The organism is Oceanicaulis sp. HTCC2633 (genome assembly GCF_000152745.1).
Taxonomy (GTDB): domain Bacteria; phylum Pseudomonadota; class Alphaproteobacteria; order Caulobacterales; family Maricaulaceae; genus Oceanicaulis.
The window spans coordinates 3,092,650-3,114,448 of sequence record NZ_CH672428.1 but is presented as its reverse complement, the minus strand read 5'-3'; the positions used below and the strand labels follow the sequence as shown (position 1 = coordinate 3,114,448).

General features: G+C 66.7%; 17 protein-coding genes. All 17 read right to left on the bottom strand.

Annotated features, from left to right (window positions below):
* Window positions 1-21: 21 nt before the first annotated feature.
* Window positions 22-609 carry a hypothetical protein gene (locus OA2633_RS14745; protein ID WP_083783295.1) on the bottom strand — a complete coding sequence of 196 codons (588 nt, stop codon included), beginning with the start codon at window positions 607-609 and terminating at the stop codon, window positions 22-24.
* Between the two features lie 74 nt (window positions 610-683).
* Entirely contained in the window at window positions 684-3,563 is a 2,880-nt protein-coding gene (locus tag OA2633_RS14740) for a bifunctional [glutamine synthetase] adenylyltransferase/[glutamine synthetase]-adenylyl-L-tyrosine phosphorylase (RefSeq protein WP_009803381.1), read from the bottom strand.
* Window positions 3,564-3,607: 44 nt separating this feature from the next.
* Window positions 3,608-4,939 carry a HAMP domain-containing sensor histidine kinase gene (locus OA2633_RS14735; protein WP_009803380.1) on the bottom strand — a complete coding sequence of 444 codons (1,332 nt, stop codon included), beginning with the start codon at window positions 4,937-4,939 and terminating at the stop codon, window positions 3,608-3,610.
* A gap of 126 nt (window positions 4,940-5,065) precedes the next feature.
* Window positions 5,066-5,737, bottom strand: coding sequence for a response regulator transcription factor (locus OA2633_RS14730; protein ID WP_009803379.1), 672 nt, complete (start codon window positions 5,735-5,737; stop codon window positions 5,066-5,068).
* Between the two features lie 62 nt (window positions 5,738-5,799).
* Complete coding sequence (locus OA2633_RS14725) at window positions 5,800-7,275, bottom strand: Do family serine endopeptidase (RefSeq protein WP_009803378.1); 1,476 nt, start codon at window positions 7,273-7,275, stop codon at window positions 5,800-5,802.
* Window positions 7,276-7,409: 134 nt separating this feature from the next.
* Window positions 7,410-8,615: an alpha/beta fold hydrolase gene (locus OA2633_RS14720; protein WP_009803377.1), complete on the bottom strand. Its 1,206-nt coding sequence runs from the start codon at window positions 8,613-8,615 to the stop codon at window positions 7,410-7,412.
* Between the two features lie 71 nt (window positions 8,616-8,686).
* The gene (locus tag OA2633_RS14715; RefSeq protein ID WP_009803376.1) at window positions 8,687-9,061 is read right to left on the bottom strand and encodes a cytochrome c-type biogenesis protein; all 375 of its coding nucleotides are present in this window, start codon (window positions 9,059-9,061) and stop codon (window positions 8,687-8,689) included.
* Window positions 9,061-11,022, bottom strand: coding sequence for a heme lyase CcmF/NrfE family subunit (locus OA2633_RS14710; RefSeq protein WP_009803375.1), 1,962 nt, complete (start codon window positions 11,020-11,022; stop codon window positions 9,061-9,063). Before OA2633_RS14710 ends, OA2633_RS14715 begins: the two co-directional genes overlap by 1 nt.
* Window positions 11,019-11,519 carry a cytochrome c maturation protein CcmE gene (gene ccmE, locus OA2633_RS14705; RefSeq protein WP_009803374.1) on the bottom strand — a complete coding sequence of 167 codons (501 nt, stop codon included), beginning with the start codon at window positions 11,517-11,519 and terminating at the stop codon, window positions 11,019-11,021. The genes OA2633_RS14710 and ccmE overlap by 4 nt, the downstream gene beginning before the upstream one ends.
* Window positions 11,516-12,472, bottom strand: a complete 957-nt coding sequence (locus OA2633_RS14700) for a tetratricopeptide repeat protein (RefSeq protein WP_009803373.1) — start codon at window positions 12,470-12,472, stop codon at window positions 11,516-11,518. The genes ccmE and OA2633_RS14700 overlap by 4 nt, the downstream gene beginning before the upstream one ends.
* On the bottom strand, window positions 12,469-13,119 hold the full coding sequence (locus OA2633_RS14695; RefSeq protein WP_009803372.1) for a DUF938 domain-containing protein: 651 nt from the start codon (window positions 13,117-13,119) through the stop codon (window positions 12,469-12,471). The genes OA2633_RS14700 and OA2633_RS14695 overlap by 4 nt, the downstream gene beginning before the upstream one ends.
* A gap of 42 nt (window positions 13,120-13,161) precedes the next feature.
* Complete coding sequence (locus tag OA2633_RS14690; RefSeq protein WP_009803371.1) at window positions 13,162-14,460, bottom strand: hypothetical protein; 1,299 nt, start codon at window positions 14,458-14,460, stop codon at window positions 13,162-13,164.
* A 92-nt stretch (window positions 14,461-14,552) separates the two neighbouring features.
* Window positions 14,553-15,923, bottom strand: coding sequence for a sensor histidine kinase (locus OA2633_RS14685; protein WP_241760720.1), 1,371 nt, complete (start codon window positions 15,921-15,923; stop codon window positions 14,553-14,555).
* 26 nt (window positions 15,924-15,949) lie between these two features.
* Window positions 15,950-16,636: a response regulator transcription factor gene (locus OA2633_RS14680; RefSeq protein ID WP_009803369.1), complete on the bottom strand. Its 687-nt coding sequence runs from the start codon at window positions 16,634-16,636 to the stop codon at window positions 15,950-15,952.
* A gap of 14 nt (window positions 16,637-16,650) precedes the next feature.
* Window positions 16,651-16,938, bottom strand: coding sequence for a PepSY domain-containing protein (locus tag OA2633_RS14675; RefSeq protein ID WP_009803368.1), 288 nt, complete (start codon window positions 16,936-16,938; stop codon window positions 16,651-16,653).
* 75 nt (window positions 16,939-17,013) lie between these two features.
* Window positions 17,014-17,913: a DnaJ C-terminal domain-containing protein gene (locus OA2633_RS14670; RefSeq protein WP_009803366.1), complete on the bottom strand. Its 900-nt coding sequence runs from the start codon at window positions 17,911-17,913 to the stop codon at window positions 17,014-17,016.
* 79 nt (window positions 17,914-17,992) lie between these two features.
* Window positions 17,993-21,787 (bottom strand): glycoside hydrolase/phage tail family protein, encoded by a 3,795-nt coding sequence (locus OA2633_RS14665; protein ID WP_009803365.1) that lies wholly within the window; start codon window positions 21,785-21,787, stop codon window positions 17,993-17,995.
* Window positions 21,788-21,799: the final 12 nt, after the last annotated feature.

Sequence of the window (21,799 nt, the reverse complement as noted above, 5' to 3'; positions counted from 1 at the left end):
CGCGCAGCCTTCCTGGGACGCCTAGTTGCGCCACCAGGGCGTGCGGCGCTCTTCGCGACGCTCCGCTCGGGCCTGCATCATGGCGTCCAGCTCATCGGGGGTGACGGCGCCATCCGAATTCGCATCCAGTCGATCGAACATGCGCGAAGATCCCGTCATGAACTCGGCCGAGGAAATCCGGCCATCCTGGTCAGCATCAAAGCCCCGGCCTTCGCCCCGGCGGCCCTCACGACGACGCTCCCGGCGATCCGCTCGCTCCTCGCCATCGTCCTCGCGCGCCTGACGGCGGTCATCGCGCAGCGCCATCATGCGAAGCTGCATCGGGGATGCATCCGCCTCGTCCAGGAAGCCGTCGCCATTGCGGTCGCGATAGGCGAATTCCTCGGTTTGCAGCTGCTCGACTTCGGCGCGGGTCACGGTGTTGTCACCATTGAGATCCGCCACCTCCAGCATGCGCAGGCCATTCATGCCGCCATGCCCGCGGCCGGGACCGCGATCATGATGGCCATGGCCGCGCGCGCCCGGTCCGTCAAAGCCCGTCGGCTGGGCCAGGGCGGCGCCCGAACCCAGAACGATCATCGCTGCAGCAGCGCTCAGAAGTCTCTTCATCGTACCAATCTCCTGTATCGGAGCGGGGTCTTGTTTTCTCCCTCGCTCATACCCTTGGTACGGGTAAGGACATCCTAATCCGTCGCGCGGAATCTGACAGGCCCGATGGTGCGGTCGAAGATGCCGCGTACGGTCCGCGCACACTCATCCAGCCGGTCGGCCGTGCAGGCGAGATCCTCGCAATGCGCCGCCAGGCAGATCCGCCTTGCGAAGGGTTCACTGGCTTTCTCTGGATCAAAGTCCGCGCCATGGGCGGCGCGCAGGATTTGCGTGAGATCGCCATAAAGCTCATGCGCGTCCTGCAGCGCCCGGGCGTCTCCCGGCTGGAGCCAGCCCGATCGGGCCAGATGTGCGATCGCACCGGCCGTATCCGCGCCCAGCCGTTCGCGCTGAACCAGCTGGCCGGTCTGGGCGATGAACTCGATATCGATCAACCCGCCTGGCCTGAGCTTGAGATCCCAGAACGAGCGCGCAGGCCGATCACGTTCAAGCCGCGCCCGCATGTCCGCGGCGTCCTCGCACAGCATCGTCGCCGGTCCGGCGGCGCGGATGACGGCGTTGATGGCGTCATCGAGCTTGCCGGCGAGGCCGCCCTCCACAACGATGCGAGCGCGGGTCAGCGCCATGCGCTCCCAGGTCCAGGCTTCCGAAGTCTGATAATACTCCTCGAACCGCGACAGGCTCACCGCGGCAGGGCCTGCGGATCCGGACGGTCTCAGCGCCAGATCCACCTCATAGAGCTCCCCCTCCTCGGTCGGCGCGGACAGCGCCGAGACCAGACGCTGGGTGAAGCGGATGAACCAGGTCTGCGCCACCAGCGGACGCTTGCCGTCCGATTGTTCGGCATGGGGCTCATACACCAGCATGATGTCGAGATCGGACGTTGCGCTCAGCTCGCGCCCCCCCAGCTTGCCCAGGCCCAGCACCGCCCAGTCGCCGGGCGGCGGACCGTGGCGGGCAGTCATCTCGCGCACCGCCGCCTGCGCCATGGCGGCGAGCGAGGCGTCTGCGAGATCGGCATAGGCCTGACCGGCGTCCTGGGCGCGCGCCCGCCCCAGCAGAAGCTGTCCGCCAATGCGCAGCTTCTCCTCACGCGCAAGACGACGGGCGGCGTTCAGCGCCTGCTCGTAATCCATGGCCTCGAGCCCTGCGAAGCGCTCGACGCGATAGGCGGGCGGATCTTCGCTCAAGGGGCGCGCGAAGGCCGGGTCCAGCAAGGTGTCCAGAAGCGCCGGTCGCCGGGCGAGGGTTTCCGCCAGACGCGGGGCAAGACCCAGCATGGCGATCAGCTCGCGCGCCAGTTCAGGCTGATTGACCAGCAGGGAGAGCGGCTGCACCCCGCTCGGCAGGCCCTCAAAAAAGGTGGAAAAACGGGTGAAGGCGGCGTCAGGATCTCCCGTGGCCGAGAGCGCCTCGATCAGCCGTGGCGCAAAGCGCGAGAAGAGGCGCCGGGCCCGTTCGGTGCGCGCCGCCCGCGCTCGACCCGCCGCCCAGCCCGCCAGCCGCTCCCAGACCCTGTCAGGATCTGAAAAGCCCAGCCGGTCCAGCGTCTCGCGGGTATCCGGCGTGGGCTCGACGCCGGTCAGCACCAGACTGCCCGCTTCGGTGGCGAGGCTCTCCCCCTCCCCGAACTGGGCCGAGAAGGCCGCATGGACAGCGCCAAACAGCGCGGTCATCCGGGCGTCAAAGTCCGTGAGGTCATCAGAGCCCGAGAGCGCCGCCACGGCCCGGCGGGCATCGTCATGAAGAGGCAGGGTCTGGGTCTGCTCATCCTCGAGCATCTGGATGCGGTGCTCCACATCGCGCAACGCGATGTAATAGGCGGTCAGGGCTTCAGCCTCTTCGGATTCAATGAGGTCATGGGCGGCCAGAGCCGCCAGCGCATCCACCGTGCCCGGGGCCCGAACCGCCGGCATGCGCCCGCCGAAGACGAGCTGCAGGCACTGGGCGTAGAACTCGATCTCTCGAATGCCGCCGCGCCCCAGCTTCACATCATGGCCCGCCGCGCGCACTTCGGCGCGCTTGCCCACGGCCTGGATCTGCTTGGCGAGGGACCGGATATCCTCGACCGCGGCGAAATCCATGGTCCGCCGCCAGATGAAGGGATTGAGGTCTTTCAGGAACCCCTCGCCCGCCGACCGGTCGCCGGCGCATACCCGCGCCTTGGCGTAGGCCGCCCGCTCCCAGTTCTGGCCCACCGCCTCGAAATAATGCCGGGCCATGTTGGCGCTGACGGCGACAGGGGTGGAGCCGGGATCGGGGCGCAGGCGCAGATCGACGCGGAAGACATACCCGTCCGCCGTCACGTCCTGCATGATATTGCTGAGCTTCTGGGCGATTCGCGAGAACAGCTTGAGCGGATCCTTGCCCTCGGGCGCCTCGATGATCTCCGGCTCATAGGCGATGACAAGATCAATGTCGGAGGAGAAATTCAGGCTGCGCGTGCCGTGCTTGCCCAGGGTCAGCACGAAATAGCCCGGCATGGGATTGAGCGGATCGCTCACCTCGACGCCATGGCTGCGCACGGCGCAGGCGAGGCTCGCCTGCACGGCGGCGTCGGCAAAGTCCGTCAGCGCCGCCATCACCTCTTTCAGGCTGAACGCGCCGGCAAGGTCCGCCAACGCGGTGACCAGATGCAGGTCGAGCTTGGCCCGACGCAGCACCGCCATCACCTCGTCTTCGTCCTCAAGGGACGCCGCCTCCCGCGCCGTTTCGCACAAATGCTCAATCAGGTCTTCAGGGCTGGTCGTGGCGAGTTTCAGAAGCGTATCCGGGCGCCGCACGGCCGTGCGCGCCAGATAGGGCGCGGCGGCGAACACGCTGTCGAGAAACGCCGCCCCCTCGCCCCAGGCGTCAAACACCGCCGCGCCAATGCGCTCTCGCGCGCGCCGGGCGCGATCGGGCGCGATATTGGGCAAGCTCTTGGTGATGCGGTCTTTGAGGGGCGCAGTCATGGGCAAAGGGTGCGGCGCGCCGCGATCAAGGGCAAGACGTCCGCTCAGGCTTTCCGCTTCGGAAAGGTCAGAGCGATCCTGAGGCCGGGGCCCGCGCCGTCCACGGCGCCGGGGCCGTCATCAAGGCTCAGGGTCGCGCCATGCACTTCCGCGATGGCGTGCACCAGCGACAGGCCGAGCCCCACGCCGGGCTGATTGCGTGAGCGATCAAGGCGCACAAAGCGCTCCAGCACCCGCTCGCGATCCTCGGCGGGAATGCCGGGGCCGGTGTCGGTGACCGACAGCTCGATCCGCCCCTCGCCCGTCTTGCGACCGCGCAAGGCGATGGCGCCGCCATCGGGGGTGTACTTGATGGCGTTGTCGAGCAGGTTGGCGATGGCCTGGGCGATCAGCTCGCGATCCCCTGTCAGCATGAGATCGGGCGTGCATTCGCAGAGGAATTCGGTGCCCGCATCCTCGCACACCGGCTCGTAGAGCTCGCACATGTCTTCCATCAGCGCGCCCAGATTGATGCTCTCGAAGGCGCGGCGGCGCTCGCCGGTCTGAAGGCGCGACAGGGAGAGCACCGCGTTGAAGGTTTTCAAAAGCTCGTCCACATCGCTGACGGCCTGCATCAGCGCGGCCTCGCGCGCCTCCACATCGCCTTCCTCGACGAGGGCGGATTCGATCCGCCCGCGCATCCGGGTCAGCGGCAGGCGCAGATCGTGGGCGATGGAATCGCCCGCCGTGCGCATGCGGTGCATCAGGTTTTCCACGCGGTCGAGCATGTCGTTGAAATTGCGCGAGAGCTCATCGAGCTCATCGCCCGAATAAGTGCGAGGCGCGCGGGTGTCGAGCTTGCCGGTCATCACCGCGCGGGCCGCCTCGTTAATGCCGTCGAGACGCCGCGCAAAGCGCCGCGACACCACGGCGCCCGACACGATGCCCAGAGCCAGCGAAAGCCCCGAAGCAATCAGCACCGAGTTCAGCGTGTTGGCGACGAAGCGGCTTTCCTCTTCCACGTCGAGACCGACGAAGAGCTGATAGCCATCGCCCAGCTCGACGATCTGGCCGCGCGCGTCCCGGCCTTCCTCGGCGCGGTCGATCACCCCGTCCACGGGCTGACGGTCATAGGTGAAGCGCACCCGGCCCTGGGGATCGGTCGGGGCTTCGGGCAGGCCATAGATATTGCCCACCAGCTGTTGCCCTTGCGGGTCGAGCAGCATGTAGAAGAATTCGCCGCCGCCGACCGAACGCTGGACCAGATAGCGATAGGCGCCCTGGTAGCCGCGCTCGCCATAGAGCGTCTGGATCTCGGCGACTTCGGCGGAAATCGACGCGTCCGCCCGGCGCAGCGCGGCGCTGACGGACGCGGCGTAGACGAGCGCGAGGATCACGAAACTCGACAGCGCAAACAGCGCCGCAGACAGCAGCGTCAGCCGGAAGGCGGTCGTCCGCAGAAACGCGGGCGCCCGCCAGCTTTTATGGGTTTGCGTGTCCAGTGTGTCCCCCGCCGCTCAGGCCTAGTTGGACAGACGATAGCCTGCCCCGCGCACGGTGTGCAGCATGGAGGTGTCGAACGGCTTGTCGATCTTCGAACGCAGCCGCGAGATATGCACGTCGATGACATTGGTCTGGGGGTCGAAATGATAGTCCCAGACCTTTTCCAGCAGCATGGTGCGGGTCACGACCTGTCCGGCGTGACGCATGAGAAATTCCAGCAGGCGGAATTCGCGCGGCTGCAGCTGGATCGCCTCTTCCCCGCGCTTCACCGTGCGCGCGAGAAGATCCATTTCCAGATCGCCCACTTGAAGGCGGGTCTTCAGCGCCTCGGGGTCCCGGCGTCGCGCCAGGGCGTCCACACGGGCCTTAAGCTCGGAAGGGGCGTAGGGTTTGACAAGATAGTCGTCGCCGCCTGCGGTCAGACCGGCGACGCGGTCATCCACCTCGCCCAGGGCCGACAGCACCAGCGCGGGCGTCTTGTCGCCCTCTTCACGCAGGATGGAGATCATCGACAGGCCGTCGCGGCGCGGCATCATCCTGTCCACGATCAGCACGTCGAACGCGCCGTCACGCGCCATGGCGAGGCCATCCTCGCCATCATGGGCCATATCGACCACATGTCCGGATTCACGCAACATTTTCGCAATGTTGCCCGCGACCTCCCGGTCGTCTTCCACGATCAGAATACGCATGACTCACTCTCCCGAACCAGAACAGGCGCCGGCCGTCCCGACCCGGCGCCTGCGTGTTGTTGTTATTCATCCGCCTCTTCGGACGGCATTTCCAACGCGGCGTAACGGCGCTGGCCGTTCTGGGACACCACGAAGACCAGAAGCGCGCGGCGGTCGCGCTCACGCGCATCCTCCACGGCCGCCTCGAAATCGGACAGGGCGTTCAGATCGCGCCCGCCCGCTTCAAGGATCACATCGCCCGGACGCAGACCCTTCTCCGAGGCCTCAGAACCCGGACGAACGCCTTCAACCAGAAGGCCGCGGCCCTCAAGCTCGAGCGCTTCACGCTCGGCCTCATCCGGCACGCTCAGCGCCAGACCGAATTGCGCCGCAGCGCCAGCTTCGGACGGGGCGGTCTGGGCCGGGGTCGAGGCGTCAGGACGCTCGGTCAGCTCGACCCGGATCGTGCGCTCGCGCTCGTCGCGCAGAATGCGGAAGGCGACGCGTTCGCCCAGCGCGAAAGCCCCGACCCGACGGGTCAGCTCGCGCGGATCGTCAACGGGCTCGCCATTGATTTCGAGGATGATGTCGCCATTCTCGAGGCCTGCAGCCTGAGCCGGCGTGTCATCGAGCACCTGGTTGATCAGAACCCCTTCCAGATCGTCCGCCAGGCCCATCGCGTCCTTGAGATCATCGGTCAGCACCGCCGGCGCGATGCCCAGATAGCCGCGGCGCACCTCGCCGTTTTCGATCAGCTGATCGATCACGGTGGCGGCGAGATCGGAGGGGATGGCGAAGCCGATGCCCACATTGCCGCCCGTCGGGCTGATGATGGCGGAGTTCACCCCGATCACCTTGCCATCCAGGTCAAAGGCCGGACCGCCGGAATTGCCGCGATTGATCGGCGCATCGATCTGCAGGAAGTCGGTATAGGCTTGCGCGGCGCCCATCTGGCGCCCCGTCGCGGAGATGATGCCCGCCGTGGCGGTGCCGCCCAGGCCGAACGGATTTCCGACGGCCACGACCCAGTCGCCGACGCGGATGTTCAGATCGCGTTCCAGCTCCACATAGGCGAAGGGCTCGTCCTCTTCAGCCACGCGCAGCAAGGCGAGATCGGTGGCCACATCCGTGCCCACAACCGTCGCATCCAGAGAACGTCCGTCCGTCAGCACCACGCGGATCGTGTCCGCACCCTCGATGACGTGATTGTTGGTGACCACATAGCCGTCTGCGGAGATGAAGAAGCCCGAGCCCTGGGCGCGGCGCTCGCGCGGCTGATCCGGCATGCCTCCAAAGCGCTCGAAAAACTCGCGGAATTGCGGCGGCAGTTGCGACATGTCCGGCGCATTCGCGCTATCCACACGCCCTTCCGCCTCGATGGAGACCACGGCCGGACTGACCTGCTCAATCAGGCTGGCGAAGCTCATCGGCGCGCCATTCGGCGCAGCATGGGAATAGGCGGACGGCGCTTCCTGCGCGTTCACGGCGAATGTGGTCACGGCTCCCAGAGAGAGAGCGGCGACAGCGGCGGACAGGATCAAACGTTGGGTGAGTTTCATGGCAGACAATCACAGTCCTTTGCGCGGGTCAGAACCGGCGAACCGGTCCATGGGAACATGAATTTGATGACAGGGTGCGGCTGACAGGAATATTACGGCAACCTTACGGTTCCGTAATTATCAGGCGAGGCGTCTCAGCGCGTTGTTTTATAGCGGCTTTCCACATGCGCGCCGCGTTCCAGCGTGCGGTGCACCGGGCATTTGTTCGCAATTTCCAGGAGCTTGAGTTGCAGGGATTCGTCTTCCAGACCCTCCACCTCGATCTCGCGTTCAAACAGGTCTGACGGCCCTTCGGCCTTCACCTTGCTATGGGTGACCCTTGTCGTGATGCGCCCCAGCTCGATCCCCTTGTGATTGGCGTACATGCGCAAGGTCATGGTGGTGCAGGCGCCGAGCGCCGCCGACAGAAGATCATAGGGCGCCGGGCCGCCATCCAGCCCGCCAACCTGTTCGGGTTCATCCACGATGAAGGCGTGCTCGCCCGTCACCGCCCAGCTGTGAAAGCCGCCCAGCCCGGTCTCCGCGACAATCGCTGTCTCGCCGGCCTTCAGTTGCGGCGGCCGCCCGACCGGCGCCGGCGGCGCATAACGGCTCGCCCAGGCGGCGATGGCGTCCGCGGCGTAATTGGTGTCCGCCTCCCGGCTCAGCAGATGATCGGCGTCATCCAGACTCAGAAAGCTCTTGGGATGGCGGGCGGCCACGAACAGGCGCGTGGCGTTCTCGATGCCGACCGTCTCGTCTATGGGCGAATGCGCGATCAGGAGCGCGGCCTTCATCTCGCCGACCACGGCTTCAAGCTTGTGGTCCTCGATATCGTCCAGGAACTGCTTCTTGATGGTGAAATCGCGTCCGGCCAGCGAGACGCGGGCGGAGCCGTTGGCCTCGATCGCCTCCACCTCATCCCGACTGAAATGATGACGCACATGCTCAGCGTCCGCCGGGGCGTTCAGGGTGGCGACCGCCTTCACTTCCGGGATGGAGGGCGCCGCCGCGATGACCGCCGCGCCGCCCAGGGAATGACCGACCAGAAGACGCGGCGCCTCCTGGGTCTCGCGCAGATAATCCGCCGCCTTGATCAGGTCTTCCACATTGGAGCTGAAATTGGTGTTGGCGAAATCACCCTCGGACTGGCCCAGCCCGGTAAAGTCGAACCGCAACACGGCATAGCCATGGGTGGTCAGGCGTCGGGAAATCCGTTGAGCGGCGTGCACGTCCTTGGAGCAGGAAAAGCAATGCGCGAACAGGGCCCAGGCCCTGATCGGCCCATTCGGGCGGTCCAGCCGCGCCGCCAGAACATCGCCTGCTGCGCCTTCAAACGTGACTTTCTGCGATCGCGCCATCCCAGCCTCTCATCCTCTGATTACCGTGATGAGGTGGCGACGTCCCGCTCAGGCTTCAAGACAAGGCCTGCTCACGGTTTTGTGGGACGTTTGCGCATGGCGTTCGCCAACAGCCCGCCCCCCAGAAGCACCAGCACCACAGGCGTCACCCACAACAGGATCGTATTGGAATCCACCGGCGGACGCATCAGCACGGCATAGCCGAAACGCTGGACCAGCGCCTCGCGGACCGCGTCGTCATCAGCGCCCTGCGCCACCTGCTCGCGCACATAGCGACGCATGTCCTGCGCCTGTGCGGCGTTGGAATCGAGAATGGATTCCCCCGCGCAGACCATGCAGCGCACTTCCCGCATCAGCGCCTGGGCGCGCGCCTCGTCATCGGCGGAGAGCTGGCCTGCCGGCGCGGCTTGCGCCGCGAGGGCCAGCGCGAGGATCAGAGCCTTCATCACACCGCCTCCGCGGGCCGGGCCGACGCATCTCGCTCGACCAGGGGCGCATGGGCGCGCATCCGTCCCGTCAGCGACAACCCGCCGCCCAGAACAATGAAGATGGCCCCCAGACTCAACGACCAGATCAGCGGGTGGAAGGCGACCCGCGTTTCAAAGGCGGTCGAGCCGTCCTGACGCAGACGCGCCTCGCCCACCGAGACATAAAGATCCCCAGCGATCGAGGATTTGAGCGCGACCTCGCGCGTGGTCTGATTGGCGCCGGCGTAGAAGCGGCGTTCGGGCGACATCACGCCCCCCTCGCCGCCATCCACCAGAATGCGCGCGCGGTCAGCCATATAATTCGGACCATCCGCGCGGCGCACGCCGTCCAGCGTCAGCTCGCGGCCCGCAATGGCGACGCTTTCGCCCGGCGCCAGCGCGATGTTCTGATCCGGCGGACGCGAAGCGTCAGCCGCCGCGCCGAGCGCAATGAAGCCAACGCCGGCATGGGCCATGGCGCGTCCGATCACCAGAAGCTTCTGTCCGCGCGCCATGGCGACGGGCAGGAACTGGCCCAGATCCATCACGGCGCCCGAAATGGCCCAGACGCCAATAGCGCCGCCAACAACCGCCAGCGGGCTGGCGCCGGCGAACAAGAGCGCAATGATCACCGCCGCGACCGGGATCAGCATCAGCGCCGCGCGCATTTGCGAGACCGCGTTCTTCAGACCGCCATTCGACCAGGGCAGGAAGGGCGCGACGGGCATCAGCAGCGCCGCGATCAGCAGCAAGGGCGTGGCGGCGGCGTTGAAATAGGGCGCGCCGACCGAAATGGTCGCGCCCCCCATCATTTCGAGCAGCATCGGGTACAGCGTGCCCACAAGCACCACGCCGGACGTGGCCGCCAGCAGCAGGTTGTTGGCGCCGATCAGCGCTTCCTTGGACGTGGGTTCAAACCCGTCCCCCTCGCCCAGCGAACCGGCGCGCAACGCAAACAGCAGGAAGCCCGCGACCGAGGACACGCCCAGCATGCCCAGAATCCAGACCCCGCGTTCGGGATCGAGTGCGAAGGCGTGCACCGAGGTGATGACGCCCGAACGCACCAGGAAGGCGCCCAGGATGGAGAGGATATAGGCCAGAAGCGCCAGAAAGACGGTCCAGCCCGGAAAGGCGCCGCGTTTCTCCGTGGCGATGGAGGAGTGGATCAGCGCCGCGCCCAGAAGCCAGGGCATGAAGCTGGCGTTCTCGACCGGATCCCAGAACCACCAGCCGCCCCAGCCGAGCTCGTAATAGGCCCAGAAGGCCCCAAGCGCGATGCCGGCGGTCAAGGCCGTCCAGGCGCCCAGCGCCCAGGGACGGATCGCAGCGGCGAGCGCCCGGCCCGGCGTCTTCTGCATCAGGCCCGCCGCGGCGATCGCGAAGGCCGTCGACAGGCCCACATAGCCCACATAGAGCATGGGCGGATGGATCACGAGGAGCGGGTCCTGCAGGATCGGATTGAGCTCGGCGCCCTGAAGCGGCACGGGCGACAGGCGTTCGAACGGGTTGGACGCGAAAGCGAGAAAACCGAAGAACAGGGTCTGCAGCAGCCCTTGAAAGCTCACAGCGCGCGAGCGCAAGCCGTCATCCTTCGGGCCGAAGCGGGCGAGGCCATAGCCGAACACCGCCAGCAGCAGACACCAGAGCAGCATGGAGCCTTCATGCCCGCCCCAGCTGGCGGCGATCTTGTAGGCGAGCGGTTTGTCGACCGAGGAGTTCGCCGCCACGTAGGCGATGGAGAAGTCAGAGCGCAGGAAGCTCGCGATCAGCAGGATCATCGCCGCGCCCGCCGCCAGAACGGCGATTTCCGACGCTGCCTGCCCAGCCTTGACATAGGCGGTACGGCCCACGCCGCCCGCGCCGCGCCAAGCGACGAAGATCTGCACCAGGCTCGCGAGCAGCGCCAGCGCGATCAGATAGCGTCCAAGCTCTGCAATCATGACGGACGCTCCGTTTCGGCCGGGCGATACCCCTCGGGTCCGCCATAGCCCTCATGGTCGCCCGCCTCTTCGTGCCACATGCCGGATTCGCGCAGGGCTGCGGCGACTTCGGGCGGCATGTAGGTCTCGTCGTGCTTGGCCAGCACGGTATCGGCGGCAAAGCGGCCCTCAGGATCAAACACGCCCTCGGCCACAATGCCCTGCCCTTCGCGGAACAGATCCGGCAGCGAGCCGTCATAGCTGATGCGGATTTCCCCGCCGCCATCGGTGATGGTGAAATTGGCGCCGCCGCGCGCCGGACGCTCCACGGAACCGTCGAGCACCAGACCGCCGACGCGCACGCGCTGACCGGGCTGGGGCGGGTTCTCGGCCACCATGGCGGGCGAGTAGAAGAACACCATGGCGTCGCGCATCGCGGTCATGGCGAGCGCCGCCGCCCCGACCAGGACCACACCGGCCGCCAGCGTGATCCAGAGACGTCGCTGGGCTTTTCTCATTGCTCGCTCTCCTCGACCGAAAAGGCGGTCCGCATGGCTGATATCAGGGCCAGGGCGCCGGCATTGTCTTCAAAACGCGACCGGGCGCGCTCCAGCGCCTCAAGCCCGGCCTCGGTCTGGCCCTGTGTCCAGCGCGCCCGCGCCAGCGTCAGCCAGCCTGACAGATCGTCAGGATCATCCTCAAGCCGCGCTTCCAGACGGCTCACCATCATCTCGGCCAGGTCCTCGGGCGCAACGCCCGCCGCGATGGCGTCAGCAAAGGGCGCCGCCCCGGCAGACCCCGGACCGCCTTGCGGACGGGACAGAAGGTCCGCCGCCCGCGCCGCGATCGCCGCCCGGAACGGATCGCCGTCATCCAGACGCATGATGATGTCGGACCAGACTGCGGCGGCCTCGTTGCGTTCGCCGCGGGCGTAATAGGCCGACCCCAGGAAGAAGGCCGGTTCCGGCAGGCTGGGATCAAGGGCGTTGGCCGCTTCAAAGGCCCGTTCGGCTTCCGGCGTGACCTGACCGTTATTGAGCACCACGAGCGCCTGCCCCATATCCGACAGGATGCGCGGATCCTCCTCGATCTGCAGCGCGCGCGTGAACAGGGTGACCGCTTCCAGTTCACGCTCCGTGCGTGACAGGAAACGACCCAGCAGCGTCAGGGCCTGAACATCCTCGGGGTTCTCGCGCAGGATTGCGCGCAAACGCGCTTCCTGTTCCTCGGACGTCAGCTCCTCGGGATTGGTGTCCGCCAGGCGTTGAGCCACTTCAGCATAGGGCGCGCCGGGCGTCTCCGGCTCGCCATTGACGAAGTAAAATCCAAGCGCGCCCAGCAGCACGACCGGGACCATGACGAGCGAGGCCAGACGTCCTGCGCCGGCCTGTCCGGTCTTCAGGAAGGGCATGGCCAATCGCCATGCGGCCACGGCGCCGATCACCGCGGTGAGCACAATGAAGACCATCATGCTTTGCCCCGCTTGAAGGTCAGCAACAGATTGTTGGACGGCATGACCAGGCGCTCGACGCGTTCCAGGCCATGACGGCTCGCCAGCGCATCCACATCCGCCAGCGGACGCACGCCCCAACGCGGATCGCGCTGCTTGAGGCTGGCGTCAAAGTCGAGATTGGACGGCGCCGTGTCCGCCCCTTCCAGGAAAGGGCCATACAGATGCAGGGCGCCTTCCGGCGTGAGCAGTTTCGAAGCGCCGTCAAACAGCCCCTCCGCCGCCTGCCAGGGCGCGATATGGATCATGTTGGCGCAATAGATCGCCTCCACGGACTCCAGTCCGTCCCACCAGCCCGGTGCGCAGACATCAAGATCGAGCGCCGGGCGAATGCGGCCTTCGGCGTCTTCCGCCCAGGCGTTCTCGCTGGCGCGGGATTTGGGATCAGGATCGCTGGGCGTCCATCTCAGATCCGGGCGCGCACTGACCACGGCGAGCGCATGCTCCCCCGTGCCGCTGGCGATCTCCAGAACGCGGGCGCCGTCGGGCAATCTCTCGCCCAGAGCGGACATGATCGGCTCACGATTGCGCGCAGCGCTCGGAGAACTCAGGCGCGCGCCGTCACTGGCGCGGTCTTCCAGGGCGATGGGAGGGGTCTTCTGTGTCATAGGGGGGTAGATAGACTGTCACCCGCCCGCTTTGAAGGCGAATTAGGCCGCTTGGACTGCGGCGGCTCGGCGCAGGAGGACTTCGCCTGCCTCCCGCATGCCCAGTACATCGAGAAAACGGGTCACTTCACGCAATCGAGCGCGATCCGCCTCCACATCATCTGAGACATTGCGCCGCAGGCGCGCCAGGATTTCCTCGCCCAGTTTCTCGCTCGCTTCACGCAACTCGTCGAGAAGATGGGCGTGCGCATTGCCCACGGCGGCCCGCGCCGCATCATCCTTCACGCTGTACAGAAATCCGCAGACCGCTTCGGCTTCGTCGAACACGGGGTCGCCCGGATGAGGAATCTCACGCGTACGCCGTCTGGGTCCTGTCTCCGGCAGGGCATGCTCGAACATGCGCCGCGCCTCTTCATGGATCGCCTCCATCTGCAGGCTGGCGGCGTTCCGGAGCTCGAACAGGCGCTTGCCCCAGGTTCCGTCCTTGCGAATGCCGATCTCGCGGGTCATGCCCACGGTCACGGCGGCGAATTGGGTCACCGCCTTCACGCAGCGCTCCACCTGTTCAGGCGTCCTGGGCGTGGTCTTGAAGCCCTTGAGATAGAATTCGGCGTCACTGAGCAGCGCCTCACCCACGCTCGACATGTCCGTATGGGTGAGCAGGAAGTCATCATCGCGCCGCGCGATACGCTCGAACACGCGCAGCATGCGCCAGGGTTTGTGCACCCGCGCCATGGTCATCAGCAGCACCCAGACCCCGGACTCCGGCAATTCCTCAATGGCCTGTTCATAGCGGTCCCGCAGCTCCGCACAGACCTCGTCATCCATCTTCTCGATCTCATCGGGCAAACCGTCGAGCGCCTCGCGCAAGGCCGGCACGCTCTTCAGAAGACCCGCAATGGAGCGTATCTCGTCAAAGTCGGTCACGCCCAGCTGATGGCGCAAGCGCTTGCTTTCCTTGGGTTCGTCCCGGAGCGAGTCCAGGGTTTCAAACATGGCTCCGGCGACCCGCACGCGGGCGTCATCCAGCGCCTCGTCATCAAGGTCATGGGAGAAGGTGGACGCGGCGTCCATGGCGGCGGCGGCGGCTTCAGGATCAAGATCGGCGCTGATCCAGCTCCACAGCGGCACCAGAAGCGCCTCCGGAATCAGCGCGCGGGACGGCTCGATCACGGAGCGGTCGCCAATGGCGTCCTTGAGAGGCAGGAAGAACTGTCGGCACGCCGCGCCCTCGGCGCCATAGCGGCAAAACTCCAGCATGCGCGCCATGCCCGGATCCATCTCCCGGGCCAGATCGACAAGACCGTCCACCCGCTCGACCGACATGTGAGCGAGCAGCATGGACAGTTTTTCGACTTTCCCCGCAGAGAGCGGCCCCATCGGATCACCAAGACAAGCACGTTGAGTAAGGAGATAACTGAACGCGGTTAATGTCAGCTTTCCACAAGAGCCGGCAACCACAAACACGCCTGCAGCCCGCCCAGCCCGGACCGGTCGAGTTCGAGCGCGCCCTCATAGGCCCGGGCCAGATCCACCACGATGGCCAGCCCAAGCCCCGTGCCCGGGGCCTGCTCATCAAGCCTGACCCCGCGCGCCAGCACGGCCTGGCTTTGCTCGGGCGTCAGCCCCGGCCCGTCATCCTCAACGCACAGATAGAGCTGGCCGTCACGCAGGCTGGCGGACACGGTCACCGCACTCGCCGCCCACTTGCAGGCATTGTCGATCAGATTGCCTAGCAATTCCTCGAGATCCTGTTTCTCGCCGCGAAACACGATCCGGCCCTCACAGGACCAGTTGAGCGTGATCCCCTGACGACCATAGATTTTCTGCAAGGTGCGTCCCAGGTCATCCAGCGTGCGGTCCACAGGCGCCCGGGCGCCGATCGTGCGGGCATGGGCCGCCGCGCGCGCCCGTCGCAAATGATGCTCGACCTGTTCGGACATCAGCCGGGTCTGTCTGTCGACCTGACGCGCCAGCGGCCCCTCCTGATCTCGCGCCTCGTTGGAAAGCACGGTCAGCGGCGTTTTCAGGGCATGCGCCAGATTGCCCACATGGGTGCGGGCCCGCTCGACAACTTCCTGGGAATGATCGAGCAGCTTGTTCAGCTCGCCGCCCAGCGTGATCAGCTCGGCGGGATAGACCCCGCTCACCCGGTCCGCGCGGCCATCCCGCACATCGGCGACCGCCCGCCCCATCCGCAGCACAGGCGCAAGGCCCACGCGCACCTGCACGAAGACGCCGACCGCCAGGGCAATGGTGAAGAGGAAGAACAATCCGGCTGAAGCCAGGCCGAAGCGCAGGATGCGCGCATTCGCCGGGCGCTGGTCCTCGCCCGCGATCACCAGCAAGGGCTGCTCCACACCCTCGATCAGAATGGCGCGGATCACCAGCCTCAGCGGTTCGCCATCGGGGCCTTTCGTCATCGAGCTGACCGGACGTCCCGGCGTGCTGAGCGCTTCACCCAGAGCCTTGTCGGGGGCGGACAAGGATGCATCGGCCAGAGACTGGGAGCGCAACGGCTCAACATCCGACGCCCCGGGCAGGGACACCTGCCAATAGCGTCCGGAGAAGGTCTGGGAGAAGCGCGGATCGATCAGGTCCTCGTCGAGGCGCAGATTCAGCGCGCCGCTGACCTCGACATGGGCGATCAGCGCGTCCGCCACGCCGGTCAGACGATCTTCGAGATCGCTGAGCACGGTCTGGCGGAACAGCGCGGTCAGGGACATCGCCCCCAGTACGAGCAGCACCAGCGCCCAGCCCAGCGCCGTCAGAACCAGACGGCGCACCATCGACCCCTGGGTCACCAGGGGTGGTGATGAGGCCCCCTCACTCACTCAGCCGCCGAACTCTCGGTCTCGCCCGGATCAACCAGTCGATAGCCCAGACCGCGCACAGTCTCGATGCGGTTGGAGCCGATCTTCTTGCGCAGACGGCCGACAAACACCTCGATCGTGTTGGAATCGCGATCAAAGTCCTGATCATAGATATGCTCGACCAATTCGGTCCGAGAGATCACCCGATCGCGATGGTGCATCAGATAGCTCAGCATCCGGAATTCATGGGAGGTCAGCTTGATCAGCTGGTCGCCCAGAAACACCCGTGAGCCGCGCGTATCCAGGCTCAGATCGCCGCACATCAGGGTCGAGCTCGAATGACCGGCCGCCCGGCGGGTCAGCGCCCGCAGCCGCGCCAGCAATTCCTCGGGATGGAAGGGCTTGGTCAGGTAATCATCCGCGCCTGCGTCAAAGCCCGCGACCTTCTCGCTCCAGCGGTCCCGCGCGGTCAGGATCAGCACCGGGGCGGACATGCCCGCATCGCGCCAGCGCTCGAGCACTGTCACGCCGTCCAGCTTGGGCAGGCCCAGATCCAGCACGATCGCGTCATAGGGCTCTGTCTCGCCCAGGAACAGACCATCCTCGCCATCGGCCGCCGTATCCACGGCATAGCCCGAATGGGTCAGAACATCCGACAGCTGGCGACGCAGGTCCGGATCATCTTCGACAATAAGCGCTCGCATCTCAGCGTCCTCCGCTAGCGCCGCACCCGACCGGAAATCGCATCCACGCGCACATCCAGCCGGCGGCCTTCCGGGGTCAGAATCCGGATCATGTAATAGGGATTCTCACCATTCACGAGCCGGTGCGAAAGCACTTCGGAACCGGGATAGGCCTGACGCACGGCCGCCACCGCCACCGAAACCGGCACAATGGACTGGGCCACGGCATGAGCCGCATCCTTGTGACCCTTGGCGTAGGCGGGCGCATCCGCAAGCACGGCGGCGCAGGCCAGGGTCAGGAGAAGAGTGAGAATTCGTTTCATGACAGACTTAATGACGGATCCGGGCTGAACGCATGCTGAACACGGCTGACAGGGTTTCGCCGCGAAGTTGACGCATCATGACATGAAACGCTTTCGCGGATCATAACCCGTCGGCGGCGTCCAGTCCTCGATAAAGGCCTCGAGATCGGGATCGTTGAGCGGCACGTCGATGACAAGGCGGATGATCTGGTCGCCGCGCCCGCCCTCGCTCTTGGGCGCGCCCTTGCCCCGCAGGCGCAGCTGGGCGCCCGAATTGGCGCCGGCAGGCACCCGGACCTCCACCATGCCGTCCACGGTCGGCGCCCGCACGGCGCCGCCGAACAGCGCTTCTTTCAGCGAGATGGGCAGGTCGAGGCGAATATTGTCGCCCTCGCGCCGGAACCAGGGATGCTCGGCGATGACGATTTCGATCAGCGCATCCCCCGCCGGTCCGCCATCGCGCCCCGGATGTCCCTGCCCGCGCAGACGCAGCACCTTGCCGCTCTCCACGCCTGCCGGCACGCCCACTTCCAGCGACTTGCCATTGGGCAGGCTGACGCGCTTCTTCGCGCCCTTCATCGCCTCTTCAAAGCTGACCGACAGACGCGCCTTGATCTCTGCGCCGCGCATGGGCTGGGCGCGTTGCCGCGCGCCGCCGAAATCGGTGAACAGATCGGAGAACAGATCCCCCAGATCCTCGAACCGGCCGCTGGGGCCGCGATCGCCGGGGCCTCCGCCTGGGCGTGAGCGGAAATGATACGCCGGGCGCTCCTGGCCCTGCGCATCAATCTCGCCCTGGTCAAACCGGGCGCGCTGTTCGGGGTCGGACAATAGCTTGAACGCCTGGGTGACGTCCTTGAACTTCTCCTCCGCCGCCTTGTCGTCGGGGCGTGCGTCAGGGTGCAAGGCCTTCGCCAGCTTGCGGTAGGCGCGCCGGATCTCGTCGGCGCTCGCTGTGCGGGACACGCCCAGAATCGCATAGGGGTCAGTCATCATGGCCGTCGTGATAGCAGTCCATCGCCAGTCGGGCGAGCATCAGGGCGCACCCGTTTGGCGCATATCTGTAGGTTCAGGCTCATATCTGCAAGACAGACGCCAGACCAGGGCCGTAGCGCTCCGAGATCTGACGAACCTCGAAACCGTGACCCGCTCCTTCTGAGGGCAGGTCTTCGCGCCGAAGGTCGAGCTGTGGCGCCGCGCATGTCCAGGCCCGGACCACCTCCCCCTCAGCTCCTATGAGCGTGACCTGATACGCTTCGCGCGCCTCGCCCAGCAGCGCCTCCACGCCCTGCCAGCGATCCCCGCCGATCCGGGTGCGCCGGACCCAGCTCAGACGCAGCCCGTCCGCCCGATCCTCAAGCTTCAGATGCACGGGGGAGAGCGGGCGCAGATCCCGGCCCTCATAGGTCGCCGTCAGCCGACGGGCCCGGGCGTCACTGCGCCGAACGCCGGCCGGGACGGCAAGGACCTCCAGCTCTGCGCCGCGTTCGGCGTCTCGCACCGGCAGAACGCCCACCGCCCCGTCGAGAATGACAATGCTCGCTCCCGCACTCGCCCCGGACGCAGGAGAGCCGCCCAGGCCGCGCAGGAGCCCGGTGAGCGTCCAGACGCCCTCCGCTTCAATCTGCGCGGTCTCGTACCCGATCACCTCCCAACCGTCTGGCGTCTCGAGCGCCAGGCGATTGGCGCCCGCCAGAACAGCCAGCCGGGAGCGGCTCTCCAGTGCGCCCTCCGCCAACCGAAGCCGCAGCCTGGCGTCGCGCCGCCAGCGGCCTTCGGGCCCCGGCGGCATATCCTCCAGCAGAACTCCGGTCCTTGCCGGCTGCACCAGGCTCAGTCGCGCTTCCATGCTGTCGATGTCAGCGCCTGCAAAAACCTGGACCGTTCCCGGCCAGGGCGCGCTCCAGGCCGCTGCAAGCAATCCGTTCCGCGCGGTCTCCGCCTCGTGATCCAGCGGCAGGTCCAGCAGGCGCAGCAAGGGGCGACCGATGGTGTCCGGGGCGGGCGCGAGAACCGGGTCCGGCCCGGACAGCGTCGCCGCCCCGCCCTCCACACGCCCAAGACGCGCCTGACGCACGCTTGTCCCCTCCAGCGCCTCCAGTCGCCAGACACGTCCGGCGTCCGGGCGCACCGGATCTCCCGGCTCCAGTCGCGCCAGAGAGGGCGGCAGGGCCGTCAGGAGACTGTCGCCCTCGCTGCGCGCCCGGTTCAGGAGCCCCCGCGCCCAGGCCTGCGCCTGCAGCCGATCCGCCAGCACGGGCGCGGTCAGGGCGACAACGCCATGGGTGAGGTGATCCAGCCCGCGCGCCATCACCGCGGCGGGAGCGTATGCGCCTTCATCGGCAATGAGGGTGAGTTGCGCATCCCTGGGGATCGTTTCGGCCGGTGCGCGCGTGAACGCCAGACCGTCCGTTCCTGCGGGCAGATGATCGCTGAGCAGCGCCGTGGCCGCGCCCTGCGGCGCCAGGGGCAGGCAGACCGGACCGCGGCTGCGGTCCGTCAGGGTGAAGCCGAACACGGTCGCCAGCGTCGCAATCACATCGCGGGCGCGTTGCGGACGATCGATCATGAAACCGGCGAGCACGCCGTCCAGCATCGACACATCCAGCGGCTCCAGCCCCGCCCGTCGCGCCACGTCCTGCACGACAACGCCCAACGAAGACTGCCCTGCGCGCCCTGTCAGCCAGTGCCCGCGCCGCCAGTTGCCGCCATCGCTCCACACATCCTCGCGCGTCGGAAACTCCGGAAAGGGCCGCCCGTCCCAGCACCAGACATGGCTGCGCGCGCAATCCAGCATCGGCCCGCCATAGACCGGGGAGACCGGATTGCGGCCCGGCTCTGGCGCCCAATAGTCCAGCAGCGTCTCGATATAGCGGCGCTGGATCAGGTCATCGCGCGCGCCGGTCGAGAAATGCGGCGCCGCGCTTTCCATGCTTTTGGGATCGAGGAAGACATTGGGCTGGTTCGAGCCCTTGTCGACCGCCGGGCAGCCCAGCTCGACAAAACGGATCGGCTTCAGGCCCGGCGTCCAGTCCGTGGGCATGCTGGCGCGCACCCCGTCCACCCGGTCATGATGGGCGTTCGACCACCAGTCGGGCAGGCGCTTATAGGCCCAGATCCAGTCCTCGCCATACGCGCCGTCGCTGATGGGGGTGCGACTCTGCGCCTGACGGTCGGCGTCGCTGGCGTAATACCAGTCCCCGCCCTCGCCGCCCTCGACATTCGCGCTCAGATAGGCGCGGTCATGGATCGATCCCGCAGCAGCGTCCGCATGGGCCTCGCCCTCGCGCCAGTCCGACAGCGGGCCGTACCAGTCGATCCCGATATAATCCACATCCGGATCGGCCCAGAGCGGATCCAGATGAAACAGGCGGTCCCCGGACCCGTCCGACGGCGCATGGCCGGCATATTCGGACCAATCCGCCGCATAGGAGAGCTTCACATCCGGCCCGACCAGCGCCCGCACCTCACTCGCCAACGCCTTCAGGCGCTCAACTGCAGGATAGGTCGTGCGGCTTGATCGCACCTGATTGAGCGCCACCATCTCAGAGCCGATCAGCAGGCTTTCCACCCCGCCGGCCGCCTTCGCCAGCATGGCATGGTGCAGGATGAAGCGGTCAAAGCCCCAATCCTCCGCCCCCGAATAACGCACCTCATCGCCCGACAGGCTGAAGTCCGACGCCCTCGCGCCGCCAAAGAAGGCGTCCACCTGCGCCGTTGCTGTCGCGCTCTGATCGGGGCTTCCGGACTGGCCGGGCGCAGGGCTCGAACTGATCCGTCCCCGCCAGGGATAGGCGGGCTGAAAGCCGCCGCCATAGGGGTTGTCGGTCAGCGTGTCGCCGGGAATATCCATCAGGATGAAGGGATAGAGCGTGACTTCGTAGCCGCGCTGCTTGAGCGCCCGGATGCAGGCGATCACCGTGTCGTCAGACGGCGTGCCGCCATAGACCGGGGCGTCGTCCTTCTGCGACACCAGATGCGCGCTCGCCCGATCCAGCCCCGCCACACGCCAGCTCAGCGGACGAGTCCGCTTCTCGCGCGTCTCGACGCCAGGCCGGATCCGGCACTGATCGCAGCGCAGATCGGTCCCGAACCAGCTCGTCACCAGCGCGACGGATCTCACATTCGGCAGGCGCGCTTCCATATCATCGAGCGCCGCATCGAGATTGGTGAAGGCGCGGCTGGTGTGGACGTTCTCGGCCCGCTCTTCCCCCTCGCGCACTTCGCGGAAGACCGGCTCGGTGGCGTAGGCGAACTCGCCCGAGGCCGGGATCAGGCACACGCCCTGCACAAGCTGTTCGAGCTGAGGCGCTTCGCTTTGATCAGCCCCGGCGCCCAGCACTTCAAAGCTCAAGTTTGGCAGGCGCGCGCCAAAGCCATCGAGCGGCAGGTCTTCAAACACCATGTAGGCGAGCCCGCGATAGGCGGGCGCTGCCCCTTCCACCGCCTCGATCAGCGGGTCGGGCGCCTGATCCTCCCGTCCTGTGTGAAGCCGCATCACGGCGGCGTCGTGGCTCAGGATCTCACCGTTGGCCCAGATACGCCCCACGCCCGAGATCGGACCCTCGCACAGCGCCACGGCGAAGCTGGCGGCATACTGATACTCGGTCAGCTCCGGCCCGCCCTTGCCGCCGCCTGAACTGCGTGCGGTTTCGGTCACGGGCCCCATCCAGATCACCTGCCCGGAGAGACGCATACGCCCATAGACGATGGGTACGAAGGCGCCCTCGGTCGAGGTCTGAACGTTCAGGCCCTCAAGGCGCGGGCCTTCACGGTCGGGTGCAAACAGATCGCCGACAAATGTCGACACGCCCGCCTGCAGAAAGGACGCCCCCGCCTGTCCGGCGGCGGTCAGGAGAAGCTGGCCCATAAGGTCCTCGCA

Coding starts and splice junctions, on each gene's coding strand:
- OA2633_RS14720 (WP_009803377.1), bottom strand. CDS start 8,615: ATGGCGCGATCGCAGAAAGTCACGTTTGAAGGCGCAGCAGGCGATGTT.
- OA2633_RS14675 (WP_009803368.1), bottom strand. CDS start 16,938: ATGAAACGAATTCTCACTCTTCTCCTGACCCTGGCCTGCGCCGCCGTG.
- OA2633_RS14745 (WP_083783295.1), bottom strand. CDS start 609: ATGAAGAGACTTCTGAGCGCTGCTGCAGCGATGATCGTTCTGGGTTCG.
- OA2633_RS14715 (WP_009803376.1), bottom strand. CDS start 9,061: ATGAAGGCTCTGATCCTCGCGCTGGCCCTCGCGGCGCAAGCCGCGCCG.
- ccmE (WP_009803374.1), bottom strand. CDS start 11,519: ATGAGAAAAGCCCAGCGACGTCTCTGGATCACGCTGGCGGCCGGTGTG.
- OA2633_RS14740 (WP_009803381.1), bottom strand. CDS start 3,563: ATGACTGCGCCCCTCAAAGACCGCATCACCAAGAGCTTGCCCAATATC.
- OA2633_RS14695 (WP_009803372.1), bottom strand. CDS start 13,119: ATGACACAGAAGACCCCTCCCATCGCCCTGGAAGACCGCGCCAGTGAC.
- OA2633_RS14680 (WP_009803369.1), bottom strand. CDS start 16,636: ATGCGAGCGCTTATTGTCGAAGATGATCCGGACCTGCGTCGCCAGCTG.
- OA2633_RS14700 (WP_009803373.1), bottom strand. CDS start 12,472: ATGATGGTCTTCATTGTGCTCACCGCGGTGATCGGCGCCGTGGCCGCA.
- OA2633_RS14670 (WP_009803366.1), bottom strand. CDS start 17,913: ATGATGACTGACCCCTATGCGATTCTGGGCGTGTCCCGCACAGCGAGC.
- OA2633_RS14710 (WP_009803375.1), bottom strand. CDS start 11,022: ATGATTGCAGAGCTTGGACGCTATCTGATCGCGCTGGCGCTGCTCGCG.
- OA2633_RS14665 (WP_009803365.1), bottom strand. CDS start 21,787: ATGGGCCAGCTTCTCCTGACCGCCGCCGGACAGGCGGGGGCGTCCTTT.
- OA2633_RS14690 (WP_009803371.1), bottom strand. CDS start 14,460: ATGCTGCTCGCTCACATGTCGGTCGAGCGGGTGGACGGTCTTGTCGAT.
- OA2633_RS14730 (WP_009803379.1), bottom strand. CDS start 5,737: ATGCGTATTCTGATCGTGGAAGACGACCGGGAGGTCGCGGGCAACATT.
- OA2633_RS14725 (WP_009803378.1), bottom strand. CDS start 7,275: ATGAAACTCACCCAACGTTTGATCCTGTCCGCCGCTGTCGCCGCTCTC.